Annotated in this window: 14 protein-coding genes; 7 read left to right on the forward strand and 7 right to left on the reverse strand. The window is 71.8% G+C overall.

What is annotated here, in order from left to right:
• The first annotated feature begins 299 nt into the window (after positions 1-299).
• The 4 genes from POL25_RS09195 to POL25_RS09210 all read left to right on the forward strand — a co-directional run bounded on the left by POL25_RS09195 (position 300) and on the right by POL25_RS09210 (position 4,168).
• Entirely contained in the window at positions 300-2,957 is a 2,658-nt protein-coding gene (locus tag POL25_RS09195; RefSeq protein WP_272085551.1) for an SIR2 family protein, read from the forward strand.
• Positions 2,958-3,246: 289 nt separating this feature from the next.
• Positions 3,247-3,495 (forward strand): hypothetical protein, encoded by a 249-nt coding sequence (locus POL25_RS09200; protein ID WP_272085552.1) that lies wholly within the window; start codon positions 3,247-3,249, stop codon positions 3,493-3,495.
• Positions 3,492-3,719: a hypothetical protein gene (locus POL25_RS09205; protein WP_272085553.1), complete on the forward strand. Its 228-nt coding sequence runs from the start codon at positions 3,492-3,494 to the stop codon at positions 3,717-3,719. Before POL25_RS09200 ends, POL25_RS09205 begins: the two co-directional genes overlap by 4 nt.
• Entirely contained in the window at positions 3,716-4,168 is a 453-nt protein-coding gene (locus POL25_RS09210; protein WP_272085555.1) for a hypothetical protein, read from the forward strand. The genes POL25_RS09205 and POL25_RS09210 overlap by 4 nt, the downstream gene beginning before the upstream one ends.
• 110 nt (positions 4,169-4,278) lie before the next feature.
• Here the strand turns inward: POL25_RS09210 and POL25_RS09215 are convergent, their stop codons facing one another.
• The 4 genes from POL25_RS09215 to POL25_RS09230 all read right to left on the reverse strand — a co-directional run bounded on the left by POL25_RS09215 (position 4,279) and on the right by POL25_RS09230 (position 7,761).
• On the reverse strand, positions 4,279-4,737 hold the full coding sequence (locus tag POL25_RS09215) for a hypothetical protein (RefSeq protein ID WP_272085556.1): 459 nt from the start codon (positions 4,735-4,737) through the stop codon (positions 4,279-4,281).
• A 5-nt stretch (positions 4,738-4,742) separates the two neighbouring features.
• Positions 4,743-5,684 carry an NAD(P)-binding domain-containing protein gene (locus POL25_RS09220; RefSeq protein WP_272085557.1) on the reverse strand — a complete coding sequence of 314 codons (942 nt, stop codon included), beginning with the start codon at positions 5,682-5,684 and terminating at the stop codon, positions 4,743-4,745.
• Positions 5,681-7,393 carry a 1-acyl-sn-glycerol-3-phosphate acyltransferase gene (locus POL25_RS09225; RefSeq protein ID WP_272085558.1) on the reverse strand — a complete coding sequence of 571 codons (1,713 nt, stop codon included), beginning with the start codon at positions 7,391-7,393 and terminating at the stop codon, positions 5,681-5,683. Before POL25_RS09225 ends, POL25_RS09220 begins: the two co-directional genes overlap by 4 nt.
• Positions 7,394-7,464: 71 nt before the next feature.
• Positions 7,465-7,761: a hypothetical protein gene (locus tag POL25_RS09230; RefSeq protein WP_272085559.1), complete on the reverse strand. Its 297-nt coding sequence runs from the start codon at positions 7,759-7,761 to the stop codon at positions 7,465-7,467.
• A gap of 239 nt (positions 7,762-8,000) precedes the next feature.
• Between POL25_RS09230 and POL25_RS09235 the strand changes: the two genes are divergently transcribed.
• Positions 8,001-8,921 carry a hypothetical protein gene (locus tag POL25_RS09235; RefSeq protein WP_272085560.1) on the forward strand — a complete coding sequence of 307 codons (921 nt, stop codon included), beginning with the start codon at positions 8,001-8,003 and terminating at the stop codon, positions 8,919-8,921.
• A gap of 38 nt (positions 8,922-8,959) precedes the next feature.
• Positions 8,960-9,355 carry a hypothetical protein gene (locus tag POL25_RS09240; protein ID WP_272085561.1) on the forward strand — a complete coding sequence of 132 codons (396 nt, stop codon included), beginning with the start codon at positions 8,960-8,962 and terminating at the stop codon, positions 9,353-9,355.
• A gap of 111 nt (positions 9,356-9,466) precedes the next feature.
• On the opposite strand, the gene POL25_RS09245 is transcribed toward POL25_RS09240, so the two are convergent.
• Together POL25_RS09245 and POL25_RS09250 are read right to left on the reverse strand one after the other, a co-directional pair.
• Positions 9,467-9,610 (reverse strand): hypothetical protein, encoded by a 144-nt coding sequence (locus POL25_RS09245; protein WP_272085562.1) that lies wholly within the window; start codon positions 9,608-9,610, stop codon positions 9,467-9,469.
• Positions 9,611-9,641: 31 nt separating this feature from the next.
• Positions 9,642-10,664, reverse strand: a complete 1,023-nt coding sequence (locus tag POL25_RS09250; protein WP_272085563.1) for a phosphoinositide-specific phospholipase C-related protein — start codon at positions 10,662-10,664, stop codon at positions 9,642-9,644.
• Between the two features lie 89 nt (positions 10,665-10,753).
• Between POL25_RS09250 and POL25_RS09255 the strand changes: the two genes are divergently transcribed.
• Entirely contained in the window at positions 10,754-11,401 is a 648-nt protein-coding gene (locus POL25_RS09255) for a hypothetical protein (protein ID WP_272085564.1), read from the forward strand.
• A gap of 584 nt (positions 11,402-11,985) precedes the next feature.
• Here POL25_RS09255 and POL25_RS09260 read toward each other — a convergent pair.
• Positions 11,986-13,494: a YfaP family protein gene (locus POL25_RS09260; protein ID WP_272085565.1), complete on the reverse strand. Its 1,509-nt coding sequence runs from the start codon at positions 13,492-13,494 to the stop codon at positions 11,986-11,988.
• Positions 13,495-13,577: the final 83 nt, after the last annotated feature.

The raw sequence follows: 13,577 nt of genomic DNA on the forward strand, positions 1-13,577 counted from the left end.
CCTCGTAGCACCGCCCGCCCCCGGGCACAAGGCCGCGGCGACGGCGGCCCGCCCGCGGCCCACCGGCCCCGGCGGCCGAGCTGTCCTCAAAGCCAGGAATAACCGCGTCGAGCCCGCGACGGGCGCCCCCGGTGGCCGCGAGGCGCCGACCTGATTCCGAGCTGTCCCCGCGGCCAGGTTCTCCCGCATATGGGCTCCGGCCCGGCGAGCCCGCGGAGAGCCCCTGCCGCGGGCGCCGCGACCCGCACCGGCCGGCAGCCCTTGCGGGCGGCGGTCGCGGGGGGTCATCCTGGACCGGCATGAGCGTGGTCGAGCCCGAAGTGTGGGGCCCCGAGGGGCTGTGCGAGCAGTTCTGGGACGTCGACCGCAAGATGCACAACCGCCGCTTCGCCTTCATCCTCGGCGCCGGCGCGTCGGTGCAGTCGGGGATCCCCACGGCGGGCACGCTGGTGCGGCGCTGGCTCGGCGAGCTGCATCGCCGCCTCGCCCGCGCCGACGTGCCGCTCGAGCGCTGGGCCACCGCCGAGGCGCTCGAGATCGCCGGCTTCTCGTTCGCCGACCTGCCGGCGTCCTACAGCCAGGTGTTCGCCCGCCGCTTCCGCCAGCACCCCGACGAGGGCTACGCCGACCTCGAGGACATCATGCAGGGCAAGGACCCGAGCTTCGGCTACTCGGTGCTGGCCCACATCCTGGCCGAGACCCGCCACAAGCTGGTGATCACCACCAACTTCGACAACCTCGTCGGCGACGCGCTGTCGATCTTCACCGGCACGACGCCGCTGGTGTGCGGCCACGAGTCGCTGGCCAACTTCGTGCACGTCGAGCCGCGCCGGCCGGTGGTCGTGAAGATCCACCGCGACCTGCTGATGGCGCCGATGAACCAGGCCGCCGAGATCGCGGCGCTGCAGACGGCGTGGATCGATCCGCTCACCCGGGTGTTCCGCGCATACACGCCGATCGTGATCGGCTACGGCGGCAACGACGGCAGCCTCATGGGCTTTTTGAATAGCCTGCCGGAGGACGCGATCCCCGGCGGGATCTTCTGGTGCTACTACGGCCCGTCAGGCCCGCCCAGCCCGGAGATCCGCCGCCTCGTGGCGCGCCACCGCGGGGTGCTGGTGCCGGTCGAGGGCTTCGACGAGCTCATGCTGCGGCTCAGCGCGCGCCTGCGGATCCCCCTGCTCGACCAGGTGATCGAGTCCAAGGCCCGCACGCGCGTCGACAACTACCGCCGCCGCGTCGAGGAGCTGCAGGCGCGCCTGTTCCCTTCGACGCCGGCCGAGGCCGAGGCGATCGAGCAGCGCACCGGCGGGCCGGCGTCGGCCGAGCCCGCGTCACCGCGATCTGTCCCTTCGGACAGCATCACACCGATCGTGGCGCCGCCCGAGGCCTCGCCGCAACCAGCCCCGGCCGAGCGGTCGGCAGCACCGCTCTCGGACGCAGGGGAGGCGCGGCGGCCGTCGTCTTCACCTATTCCTTCGGACAGCTCGCCGCCCCGGCGTTCGCCGTCCGGAGGCAACGCGGCGACGTCGCCATCCGGTTCGCCGGTCCGTTCGCACCAGGCCCCGCTCGCCAGGCCGTCGTCCCGTGATGCTTCGGCGCCGTCGCGTTCGGGCCTGCCTGTCCTTGCGGACAGCCCGTCGCCTGCCCCTTCGGACCTGTCTCCGACAGGAAAATCTGCCTCTTCCAGGAGTCCGTCGCCCGAGCTGCGGTCTGCCCCTTCCGACCTGTCGCCAGCAGAAGAACCTGGCCTTTCGGACATGCCACCGCTCGCCCCGCAGCATGTCTCTTCAGACATGTCACAGTCGCCCTCGGCCAGACCATCGCCGCCGCTGAACCGCGCGCCCGCGAGCCCCGAGTCGCCCACCGCCCGGTCCGGCCCGTCCGCAGCCGGTTCGGCCCCGACCCGCGGCCTCGAGGTCGCGCACTCGCGGCCGTCGCCGCTGCTCTCGACGAGCGCCTTCGTCTTGCGCCTCGACGGCATCGATCGGCCGGCCGAGCCTCACGAGTCGGAGACCTCGCACGAGCGCGGGCTCGATTCTCTCGGTGCGATGTCCCCGCCGTCGCAGGTCGATGCTTCGCGCGAGGACGACCTGGGGCTGAACGCAGCGAGCGACGAAGAGGCCGAGAGCGAAGACCGCCAGCGGGACCCGAGCGATGACAGAGCCGCCTATCTGGAAGATGTGCTTTTGGACATGTCCTCGCGCCGGCACGAGTCCCTCGACGACGCCGATGAACCCGTGAGCTTCGCGGCTGCTCCCCGCTCGTGGACCGCAGGCCCGCTGCGGCGCCTGCCTGCCGCCGCCGGCTCGTTGCAGCGGGCGCTGCAGCAGGTCGCGGGGGAGGCCGCCGCTGCCGATCCGTGGACCATCTCGCTGCAGGCGCGCGCCGAGCCGGACCGCGAGCGCGCCATCGCCCTCCTGCGCGCGGGCTTGCAGCAGTTCCCGGCCGACCGCACCCTCTCGCTCGACCTCGTGGAGCGCCTCACCGAGCGGCCCACCACCGAAGCTGTGCAATCGGCCATGTCCACGATCGCCGCGCGGCTCGCCGCCGACCCCGGCGACAAGCTCGCGCTGGCGCACCGCGTGCTGCTGCTGGCCTGGCTCGGGCTCTATCCCGCCGCTGGCGAGGCGCTGCGCCGCCTGGGCGACGCGGTCGCCGGCTCCGATGCGATCGCCGTGGAAATCGCAGGCCTCGCCTTCCTCGACGGCCTGCTCCTGCGCCTGCAAGGCGCCGACGACGACTCGGCGCTGGCCCCGTTCCAGGTCCACGTCCACGGCATGTCGCCCATCGTCGGCCTGCCGCACGCTCTCATCGTCGCCCTCGCGGGGCGCCTCGACCCGGCCTCGCGCCGCCTGTACCTCCACCTGTCGGACCGCCTCGCCGGCAGGCTGTCGGCCGAGGAGTTCGCCCGCCGCGAGCCCCGGCTCGCCGGCTCGCCCGTCGCCCGCGTCTGAGCTTCGCAGCGCGAAGGACATGTCTCGAAAGACATGTCTCGATGGACATCAAGCTCGCCGCCGCAGACCCGTCCTGTGGATCCGTTTCGGGGTGAGAGTCCGCCGGGCCGTCGCGCATGACTTTCAAGACAGGATGCTGACATCCGAAATCCCGCCGGTGCCAGCCGTCCCGAGAGCCAGGCCGTTTCCGCGCATAGTCCCGCAACAGCGTCAATTGGCTCCTATTCTTCGTTCTATAACATCTTGAAAATGATATTCAAAACCCATATCAATTATCTGGAGAGCACCCATGCACCCCACACGCCCCTGCCAGCGGACCCGCCTCGCCACCAGCCCCATGGTCACGATCGACTCGTGCAGCTGCACGATGATCCACCTCAACGTCGGCGCCACCACCTTGCGCTTCACCCCCGAGGCGTTCGAGGGCCTGTCGGGGCTGATCCTCGAGGCCGTCGCCGAGATGGCCTCGCGCCCGCCGAGCGACCACGACGGCGGGCTCCCGCTGCACGTCGGCCGGCGCGTGCGAGGTGAGGCGTGAGCGGTCGCCCCGGCCCGCTGCTGCTGGCGAGCGCGCCGGGCTACCGCGTCGAGCTGGGCGAGGGCGGCGTCGTCCTCGTCCACGCCGGCCCGGTCAGTTTTCGCCTCGCGCGCGACGCTTGCGAGGCCCTGACCACCACGCTCGCGCGGGCGATGGTGCGGCTGGCCCGGGTCTGTCCCAAACGACCTGTGCTCGAGGTCCTGCCCGGCGGGGGCGAGGGGTGACCGCCGGCTTCCCTGCCAGCGAGCCGCCCGAGGCCGGCGCGCTGCGGCTGGTGTTGACGCTGGCGCTGACCCGGCGCGAAGCCGCGGGCCTGCTCGCGCGCGCCGGCGAGGTCGAAGGTCTGCGGCCCTCGGCCGTGGTCGCGGCCCTCGGCGACGCGCTCGCGGGCGACGAGCAGCTGTGGCGCGAGGTCGGAGCGACGCTCGACGACCGCCTGGCCCCGTGGCTGACGGAGCTCGGCGGCCGACCCCTGCGCGACCTGCTGGCCCGCGTCTCCGGCGACGGCGAGGTCGACGTCCCTGCCCTCGCGGCCCTGCTGTGGTCGCTGATCCGCCGCCGCCAGCGCGCGCTCGGGCCGCTGCTGGCTCACGTCGTCCGCGAGGTCGAGGGCCTCATCGTCGCCGACGCCGGCCAGCGCGCCCGCGATCTCCGCCGCGAAGCGATCCTCTGAAGCGCGCCAAGAGCATGTCTTCGAGGACATGACCTTTCACGCATAAACATCCAGACATGTCGCGAGCGACATGCCCCTTCCGACAGGCGATGATCGACCGCTCCGGACCGCTAGTCCATGCCGGTGGTGGTCGTCGCCCCGGTGTCGGTGCCCGTGCTCGTGGTCCCGGTCTCGGGCTCGTCGGTCGTCGTGCCGGTCGTCGCGTCGGTCGTCGTGTCGGTCGTCGAGGTCGAAGTCGAGGTCCCGGTCGTCGGCGTCCCGGTGGTCGGCGTCTCGGTCGTCTCGCTGGTGGTGCCGGTGCTGGTGCTCGTGCCGGTCTCGGTCTCGCCGCCGGTGCTGGTGCTGAGCGGCGGCTGGAACGAGTCCGACTCGGTGGCGGGCACGCCGTAGACGGCGGTCACCAGGCAGCCGGACAGGGTCAAGCCGGAGACCAGCAGGGCGGCGGTGCACAGCAGGCCTGTCCCCTGGGACAGGCTCTCGCCGCAGTGCGGGCAGCTGCCGGCGCCGGCGCGCAAGAATTCGCGACAAGCAGGACAGGGGACGAGACGGGTATCGGGCAGCATGGTCATGGCGTTCACTCCTCACCGACCTCGCGCGACATCAATGCGGCGACGGCCTCGCTGGCGGGGATCTCGCGGGCAAAGGCGCCCGCACACAGGGTGATGACGGGCGAGTGCAGCTTGACCCGGCGGGTGTACGCGGCGATCCGGCCGGCGCTCTCGAGGCCCTCGAAGTAGGTCCCGCCGATCGAGCCGATCGCCTCGAACGGCTGGTTCTCGGCGATCGCGCGCCCGATCGCCAGCTCGGGCCGCTCGTCGCCGGCGACCGCCGCCAGCAAGTCGCCGAAGCCGGCCAGGCCCATGAAGGTCTCGTGCTTGCCGCCGAGCACCACGCCGATCCGCGCCGCCTCGGCCATCGCCCGCGTCGCCAGCATCGCCTGCGCCGCCGGCCCGAGCCCGTGGCCCTGCGCGAACCCGATCGCGGTGGCGAACAGGCCCACCGCCGTCGACGCGAACTCGGCCCCGGTGACGTCGTCGGTGCTGTAGAGCCGCAGCAGCGGCCCGCCGATCGCCTCGCGCACCGCCGCCCGCACCTCGGGGAACCGGCTGGCGACCACGCCGCCGCTCGGCCCGCCGGTGATCAGCGCCTCGGCCACCAGCGGCCCCGCCAGCGCGCCGACGCGGCGGCACGGGGTCTCGCTGCGCAGCACCTGCGTCAATCCGTGCAGGTCGTCGCCGACGACGCCGCGCGAGATGTGGACCAGGAAGTGCCCGCCGTCGAGGTGCGCCCCGAGCTCGCGGGCGATGCTGGCGACGTACGGCGACGGCACGGCGAAGAAGATCAGCTCGCACGCGGCGAGCGCGGCTGGCCCGGAGACCAGGTCGATGTGCTCGGTGCCCGTGCGCTGCGGCCGGCGGCTCCACAGCAGCGCCTCACGCCCGGCCCGCTCGACCGCGTGCGCGAGGCCCCAGCCGAAGTTTCCGCCTCCGACGATCCCGACCGGCGGCGCGCTCATGCCTTGCCTCCCTGATTGACGATGCTGCGCGCGGCCGCCAGCGTCTCTTCGGTCGCCAGCTCCTCGGCCCACGGCAGCAGGCGGTTTTGATAGAACAGCAGCAGGTTCGGATCTTCGATCAGCACGTCGTCTCCGACCTCGGTGGCGACGACCTTGGTGTGGTAGTCGCGCCACGCCGACAGCGCCTCCGAGACGATCCGCTCGGGGGACTGCGAGCGCAGCACCGGCCCGACGTGGACCCGCCCCTCGGCCTCGGCCTGCAGCAGGCGGTCGCGCGCGTCGGCGACCTCGCGCACCAGCTGCTCGCGCGGCATCGCCACCTCGCCGCGGCGGCGCTGGCGGCTGAACAGGTCGAGCTCGGGCGTGGACCACACGAGGTAGCGGTAGAGCACGTGGGCGACCAGCTGCGTCCAGATGATCACCGTCTCGCGCTGGTACACGCGGGCGATCGCGTCGCCGAGCTCGCGCGTGTAGCCGGCGTCGCGGGCCGGGTCGACGCTGGGCACGCCGCGGCGGCGGACGTAGGAGCCCGGATCGACCGGCTGGCCCGACGGCGCGATCGATCGGCCCTCGTCGTCGACGGGGTTGCAGAACGGGTCCATCGCGTCGCCGAAGCGGACCACCAGCGCCGAGCGCAGCGTGACCAGCTTGGTCATGAAGGCGTAGATCCGGTCGATGCGCGAGAACTCGTCGTCGTCGATGATGTAGCGGGCCTGGCCGGCGCCCTTGAGGTGATCCTCGATCAGCGTCTCGGCCTCGAGCACCAGCGCGTAGTTCAGCGTCGCCGGCACGAAGAACACCGGGCGGTGGAGCCCGTTGGTCTGGTTGCGCGAGAACGCCTCGACCGCGGTGCCGGCCAGCCCGAGCTTGAGCCGGCGCTCGATCGTGCCCGAGCGCGAGCGCGTGCCGCCGGGGAAGAACAGCGAGTGATAGCCGCGCTCGACCATCAGGCACGAATAGGTCTTCAGCGCCTCCTTGTAGACCGCGGCCGAGACCCGCCGGTCGACGCGGTAGGCGCCGAGGTTGTGCATGAAGAAGCTGATCAGCGGGTTCGAGAACAGGTTCCTGCCGGCGCCGTAGACCACCGGCGGCAGGTTGGCGCGCAGCAGCACGTAGCCGAGCGCGACCGAGTCGAGGTTCGACGAGTGGGTCGGGACCAGCACCAGCGTGCCGATCTGGGCCAGCCGGCGCAGCTTGTCGATCGGGCCCTCGGCCGAGATCAGGGCGTCGAGCTGGCTGAAGCCGCCGGCCAGCAGCTGGGTCGGCAGACCCATCGGGTTCATCACCGCCGTCAGCACGCCGGGGATCAGCCGCGCCGACAAGTTGTAGACCCGCGGGTCGAAGTTGCCGGCGATGTCCTCGACCATGACGCGGCTGATGGACCGCAGGCTGTCGCTGCGCTCCTCGTGCGACATCTTGCCGAGCCGCTTGACCAGCCGGCGCCACGAGCCCAGCGCCAGGTCGGCCTCGGCGTCGCCCTGCCCCGCGAGCCGGCGGATCTCGGCGTGGCCGGCCTCGTTGAGCGCGTACAGCAGCCGCTTCGGATCGGCCGCGAAGTGCTCCTCGGTGCGGCGCACCACCTCGGTGATGATCTCTTCGCGCTCGCTGTTGAAGCGGAAGATCTGCGGGTCACCCGGCTGCGGCTTGGGCCCGAACATGGCCGGCAGGCGCAACGGGCGGGACAGCAGGCGATGCACGATCGAGCGCATGGGCCGGGCGAGCATAGCCGGCTCGCGGCGCCGCCACTACTCCCCTGCGGCCCCCGATCGTGCGCCGGCGATCACAGCGCGGTGATCGGCTCGCAGTAGAGCGAGTAGTTCTCGTTGGTGTAGCCGGGATCGCACACGCAGGTCGGCTTGATGTCGACGGGCACGCACTGGCCGGCCTCGCCGCAGAAGACCCCGCGGCACACGTTGAACTTGTCGTAGCAATAATCGCCGTCCGGGTCGCACACGCTGGTGGGCTCGTTGCAGAAGCCCCCCGGCGCGCAAAAGCCTCCGGGCGAGCCCGGCGGCGGCTCTTTCGGGCCCGGACCTTCGTAACACGCACCGCCCAGCAGCGCGCCCAGCAGCGCCACGCCCAACAGCTCGCGAACTCGGTGGCGGCCTCTGATCACCCGATCACCGTAGCCGCAAAACCGCGCGCAAGGGAAGAGTGAGCCGGGCCCGCGGTCCCGGACGTCTGCGCCGGACCTCGGGACAGGCGCGAGGCTGCGGCACCCAGACCCCGCCGCGCCCGCACGCGCGCCCAGGGACCGGGGTTTCGCGCCCGGCAGCGCTGTTTTCCTCCGTGGCCGGCCCTGGTACCGTGCCCGGGATGATCGCGCACTCGATCCCGGGACCGGCGAAGCGGCCCGCTTTGAAGCTCGCGGCGGCCCTCCTCGCCGTCACGCTCCCGATCACGACGCTCCCGCTGCCGGCCCTGGCCGCCGAGGACGTCACGCCGGCCCGCGCCGCGGGCGTGCGCAAGACCGTGCAAGATCGCGCGAAGCCGATGCTGAGCCGCGATCCCGGCGGCGCCGCCTCCCTGCTCGCCGGCGAGGCCAAGAAGACCAGCGACCCGGTCCTCTTCATCGACGCCGGCGAGGCTTACCTCGCCGCGGGCGTCGCCGAGCGCGACAAGGCCGCGCTCGAGCAGGCCATCGAGCAGGCCTCGATCGGCCTCGACATCGCCGCCTTCCAGCAGGACCCGCGCTGCGACCCCGGCTGGCAGCACCTCGACGCCGGCGAGTTCGAGCGCGAGGTGAGCCGCGGCAAGCAGGTCATCGAGGACAGCGAGAAGGCCATCGCCGACCTCGACAAGCCGGTCGAGGCAGAGCCGCCGGTCGAGGAGCCGAAGAAGGACAAGGGCACCACCCCGCGCGACGGTCGCGGCCTCATCGCCGGCGGCGCGCTGGCGACCGTGGTCGGCGTCGGCGGCCTGGCGATGATCGGCGCCGGCCTGGCGCTCAGCAGCAAGGCGCAGAAGGACGTCGACGCGCTCGACCCGTCGGCGATCGACTACGACGCCCAGTTCAACGACATCGACAAGAAGGGCAAGACCGCCAACGTGGTCGCCTACGCCGGCATCGGCGTGGCGGCCGTCGGCCTCGGCGTCGGCATCGCCCTGCTCGCGCTCGGCGTCAAGAAGCGCAAGGCCTACCGCGCCGAGCACGGCGGCAGCGAGACGGCGCGCTGGAACGTCGCCCCCGCGCTGGGCTACGGCTACGGCGGCCTCACCCTCGGCGGTCGCTTCTGACCCCGAGGACATTCCCCTTCGACCAGGAACTTTCGGCCATGTCCCTTCGTACACCCGCCGTCCTGTCCGCCCTCGCCCTCGCCCTGACCCTCGGCGCCGCCGCCCCGGCCCGCGCCGCCGCCGCCTGCTCCGACGCCAGCGGCGTGTGCCTGTCGGACGACAAGGCCAAGTGGGAGCCCGACACCTCGCTGTCGACCAAGCAGCTCAAGGCCAAGCGCAAGGGCCCCGCCTGCAAGGTCGCGTTCGAGATCGACGGCGGCCGCGGCAGCGTGTTCGTCAACGGCCGCTACGCCGGCACCGCCCCGGGCGCCAACCTGTCGCTGCTGCCCGGCAAGCACGACATCCAGGTCCGCGACGGCCAGAAGATCCTCGCCGAGGGCGTGCTCACGGTGCCCAAGGCCGGCAGCCTGCAGGTCACCGTGCGCCACGGGTGAGATCCCAGCTCCGCAGGGACATGTCCTCGCGAGCATGTCTCTGAGGGCCTGTCCTGCCGGGCATGTTTTGAAGAACATGCCCTGAAGTGCATCCCCTGCGGGCTCGGCCGCTCACGTGAGCAGCTCGGCGACGGTGAGCGCTCGAGCCCCACGACGCGCGACGGGTTCATTGCCGATCCCGCCGGGCAGGTCGTCGTCGGGGTCGCCGCCCCGCCTGCGCCCTTGCAGCGCGGAGATCGGTGACCTCGAGGACATGTCCGATACGACATGTCCTTGAATGCCGACCTCACACGCCGTTGAGCGCGTCGACGACCGCGAACAGATCGCCGCGCTCGTAGTAGTCGACCGCGACGAAGTTGGGGAAGTCGCCGCTCGCCTGCATGCACTCGACCACGCGCGCGTGCAGGACCTCGTAGGTGTTGACGGCGATCGCGTTCATCTCGAGCGGCAGGTCGAGCACGCTGTTGACCCAGTGGTTGACGAGGAACAGCGGGTTGTCGGCGCTGCCGCGGTTGAGCGCGCACGAGAACGCGTCGGGGCTCATGTACGAGTACGGCGTGTCCCAGGCGAGGTCCCACAGGTGGTGGTACCACGCGGGCGGCGGCCCGCCCTGCTCGGCGGTGACGACGAGGCGCGTGTCGGCGGCGATCATCTCCGCGAGCGTCGGGAACGGCCCGCCCTCGTACACGAAGAGCCGGTCCTCGAGCCCGAGCGCCGCGAAGTCGGCGAGGATGTCGGCGGTGTCGGCCGAGTCCTCGTAGAGGATCGTCACGACCTCGCGCGGGTGCTCGTCCAGGAATGCGGCGATGTCGGCGAGCACCTCGACGTGCGGCGTCCTGCCGTAGGAGCAGACGCCGTGGCACAGCGCCGTCTCGCCCTCGTCGAGGTGGACGTCGAGCATCAAGGCGCGCACGCCGTCGCCCAGCTGGGCCGCGACCGTGCGCCGCTGATTGGCCACCAGCGGCGTGAAGCCTGCCTCCTGCGCCGAATAGCTGTTGTGCGTGCACGGATAGGCGACCTCGTCGTAGCGGCGCGAGCACAGCGCGACGTGCCCGTTGCACGCCAGCGCCTCGTCCTCGGTGGTCGAGCCGCCGGTGACCTCGGTCGTCGTCGCCTCGGTCGGCGAGCCGGTGGTCCCTGTCGCACTCGTCACCTCGTTCGACGATCCGCTCGCGCCGTCCCCGCTGGAGCCGGACACCGTCGCGCTCGCCGTCGAACCCTCACCCGTGTCGGCATCGGTGGCGGACGTCGCCGACCCACCGGGGCAGGCGACGAGCAGGAGGGCGACGAGCAGCGGACGTGGGCTCATCTGCGCAGGATATCCGACGCTCGCCGGTCGCTGCACCGCGCGGGCTCGCCCGTCGCAGTCCCTCGCCGGAGTGATACGCTGGCGGCACGATGATGAAAGCCTTCCCCTCGCCTACCGACCTCGCTCCCCGTCACGCCCTCGCTGCCGACCTGACGCTCGGCAGCGCCGTGGGGACGCTGTTCGGCCTGCTCGTGGGCCTGTCCGGCTCGACCGCGGTGGCCGCGATCGCGGCGGTGGCCACCGCCCTCGCCGGCTCCGTGGTGGTGCTCCGCGGCTCCGAGACCGCCATCCGCCCGGCCCGCGCCGGCGCGCTCGCCGTGGCCGCCGTGGCCTCCCTGGTCTTCGGGACATGGCTCCAACGCCATGACGCGCTCGGCCCGACGCCGGCCGAGGACGTGGCCGCGTGGCAAGCCGCGGGCCTCAGCAAGCGCGACGCGCTGACCGTCACCGCCGGCATGTGGACCGGCTCGCAGCTGCAGCTGGCTCCCGCCGCCAAGGCCCCCAAGGCGGTCGACCAGCGCAAGCTGACCCCGTCGAAGCGCATGGCCAAGCGCTCGGCCGAGCAGTACTGCGCCGACCTCGAGCGCCGCAAGTACACGCCGGTCGAGGAGCTCCGCTCGTGGAAGATGCGCGGCGACTCGTGGCGCCAGGCCGCCAAGTTCGTCGAGACCCTTCCGTGCGGCCTCCGCCTCAAGACGATGAACGAACTGCGCGCGGTCGCCTGCGGCCGCCACTGATTCTAAAAAGTCGCACGAGGACGCGGGCTGCACGAGATCGCCAGCGATCCGCGCAGCCTTGCCGCCAAGTGACAGGCCCCGCGAACCTCGCCGACGATGGCCGCGAAGCAGCCCGCCCTTCGCACGGACTTCGCCAGCGATGACCGCCTCCCCGCTCGCCCGTCGCTCGTACCTTCGCCAGCGATGCCCGCGCCGCTCCCCGCTCGAGCGTCGCTCGTACCCTTCGCCAGCGATGCCCGCGCCGCTACCCGGTCGCACGTCGGTCGTACTTCGCCAGCGATGACAGCGATGACCGCGCCGCTCCCCGCTCGCCCGTCGCTCGTACCTTCGCCAGCGATGCCCGCGCCGCTACCCGCTCGCCCGTCGCTCGTACTTCGCCAGCGATGCCCGCGCCGCTCCCCGCTCGCCCGTCGCTCGTACTTCGCCAGCGATGCCCGCGCCGCTGTCCGCCGGCTCGTTTGCACCGATCTCGCCAGCGAGGGCCGCATCACACCCGCCGGCTCGTCGCGCGAACTTCGTGCCGATCCGCGCGAGCATGCGTCCCGTGAGCTGTATGACCCACGGGACATGCCCTCAGAGACAGATCAGAGTCGACGAGAGCGGCCGGCCCGCGGCTCGCTCGCCTGAACCGGCGGCGGTCCGCCGGTCCGCCACGCCGCCGCGAGCGCCCCGAGGGTCCGGAACGCCTGGTCCTGGCGCAGGTCGAGCTGCTCCCGGCCACGCATGTCGGCGATGTACTCATCGAGCGTGCGCCCCCCGCCAGTGATGGCCAGCGCGCCGAGCATGACGTCGATGATCGCCTTCGGATCCTCGATGCGAAGGATGTGCGGCTGCGGCAAGACCTCGCCCCACTGCCGCAAAATGACATCATCGTTGTAGCTGGCATACACACCAGCATCGGCCGGATGCTCCGCAGGCCGCTCGGCAGGGTCATAGTCGAACTCGAGGATGGCAACCTCGCTGTCGGCGCCAGTCTCCCCCTTCCCGGAGATCGTCCGGCTGAAATGCTGAACCTGGCCGTTGATCTCGACCTCGACACGAAACTCCGTGGGCCGCCGGTCCGGCTCGTGGAACCGATAGTTGTGGACGAACACGCGGTAGCGGCCGGCGGGGGCGGTGCCGCGGATCCACTGGACGTTCTCGACCGGCTTGGTCGATTCGCCGCGGACGTTCATGTCGACGTCGAGCCAGCCGCCGCACTGCGAGCGCTTGTGGGCGTAGTAGATGTGTTCGCCGGAGGGCGCGACGACGTGGAGGTCGAGGTCGTTGCGGTTGTCCCAGATCAGCGACGCGCGGATGTCGACGCCCTCGTAGCGGCCGCCGGCCTGGATGACGCGCTGGCGGATCTCGGCGTCGATGTCGGCGCGGCGCTCGGACATCGATTTCTGCGGGTAGATGAGGAAGGTGTGGAACTTGTCCTGCAGCTCGCGGAAAATCGCGCGACTGTCGACGCCGGTCGCGCCGGGCTGCTCGTAGAAGCCTTCGCGCGCGTCGCCGGCCTGCACCGGCCGCGCCTCGGGCATGTCGTGGCCGAGCACGCGCTTGACCTGCTCGGCGCTGACTTCGGGGTAGAAGCCCTCGTCGCCGAGGAAGAAGAAGTAGCCCTTGGCGCCGCGCTCGAGGCACGCGAGCTTGGAGTGGCGCGCGTAGTAATACGCCGCGAGCTCGTAGGACTCCTGGCCCGAGCCGCCGCCGCCCTCCTCGATCCAGCACTTGCTGAGCGCCTCGTCGAGGCGGTTGTCGGCCTCGAACTGGCCGATCTGGATCGGCGCCTTGTCGCCGGCGGTGGCGTCCCCGATCGCGCAGAAGCTGATCGCCGCGCCGGGTACGTAGCCCTTGAGCTCGATCTGGCCGATGAACAGCGGCAGCTTGGCGTAGATGATGCGGGTGTCGTCGCCGCGCGAGCGGGTCACGTCCATCGCCACCACGATCGGGGTCTGGTTCATGCACTCGCGCAGCTTGCCGCGCGCGTCGAGCAGCGGGTGTACGCCTCGCGCCCCGTGCGGGCTGGTCTCGCCGCGGTAGGTGAACACGTCGCCGCCGCGCGAGCGCGACTCCCTCGCCACTTCGCCGTCGTAACTTCCGCCGCCCATGCTCGCTCCGGGCGCGCGGAGGATGGTCTTCGGGACAGGTCATGCCCGGGCCGCGCGCCGGTCTGCACCGTAGCGCGGCCGGC

The organism is Nannocystis bainbridge, assembly GCF_028368995.1.
Lineage (GTDB): Bacteria > Myxococcota_A > Polyangia > Nannocystales > Nannocystaceae > Nannocystis > Nannocystis bainbridge.

What these genes read in the sequence shown, in the direction of transcription:
- POL25_RS09215 (WP_272085556.1), bottom strand. Translation starts at nt 4,737, where the DNA reads ATGACCATGCTGCCCGATACCCGTCTCGTCCCCTGTCCTGCTTGTCGC.
- POL25_RS09240 (WP_272085561.1), top strand. Translation starts at nt 8,960, where the DNA reads ATGTCCCTTCGTACACCCGCCGTCCTGTCCGCCCTCGCCCTCGCCCTG.
- POL25_RS09245 (WP_272085562.1), bottom strand. Translation starts at nt 9,610, where the DNA reads ATGTCCTCGAGGTCACCGATCTCCGCGCTGCAAGGGCGCAGGCGGGGC.
- POL25_RS09200 (WP_272085552.1), top strand. Translation starts at nt 3,247, where the DNA reads ATGCACCCCACACGCCCCTGCCAGCGGACCCGCCTCGCCACCAGCCCC.
- POL25_RS09260 (WP_272085565.1), bottom strand. Translation starts at nt 13,494, where the DNA reads ATGGGCGGCGGAAGTTACGACGGCGAAGTGGCGAGGGAGTCGCGCTCG.
- POL25_RS09220 (WP_272085557.1), bottom strand. Translation starts at nt 5,684, where the DNA reads ATGAGCGCGCCGCCGGTCGGGATCGTCGGAGGCGGAAACTTCGGCTGG.
- POL25_RS09250 (WP_272085563.1), bottom strand. Translation starts at nt 10,664, where the DNA reads ATGAGCCCACGTCCGCTGCTCGTCGCCCTCCTGCTCGTCGCCTGCCCC.
- POL25_RS09235 (WP_272085560.1), top strand. Translation starts at nt 8,001, where the DNA reads ATGATCGCGCACTCGATCCCGGGACCGGCGAAGCGGCCCGCTTTGAAG.
- POL25_RS09255 (WP_272085564.1), top strand. Translation starts at nt 10,754, where the DNA reads ATGATGAAAGCCTTCCCCTCGCCTACCGACCTCGCTCCCCGTCACGCC.
- POL25_RS09225 (WP_272085558.1), bottom strand. Translation starts at nt 7,393, where the DNA reads ATGCGCTCGATCGTGCATCGCCTGCTGTCCCGCCCGTTGCGCCTGCCG.
- POL25_RS09195 (WP_272085551.1), top strand. Translation starts at nt 300, where the DNA reads ATGAGCGTGGTCGAGCCCGAAGTGTGGGGCCCCGAGGGGCTGTGCGAG.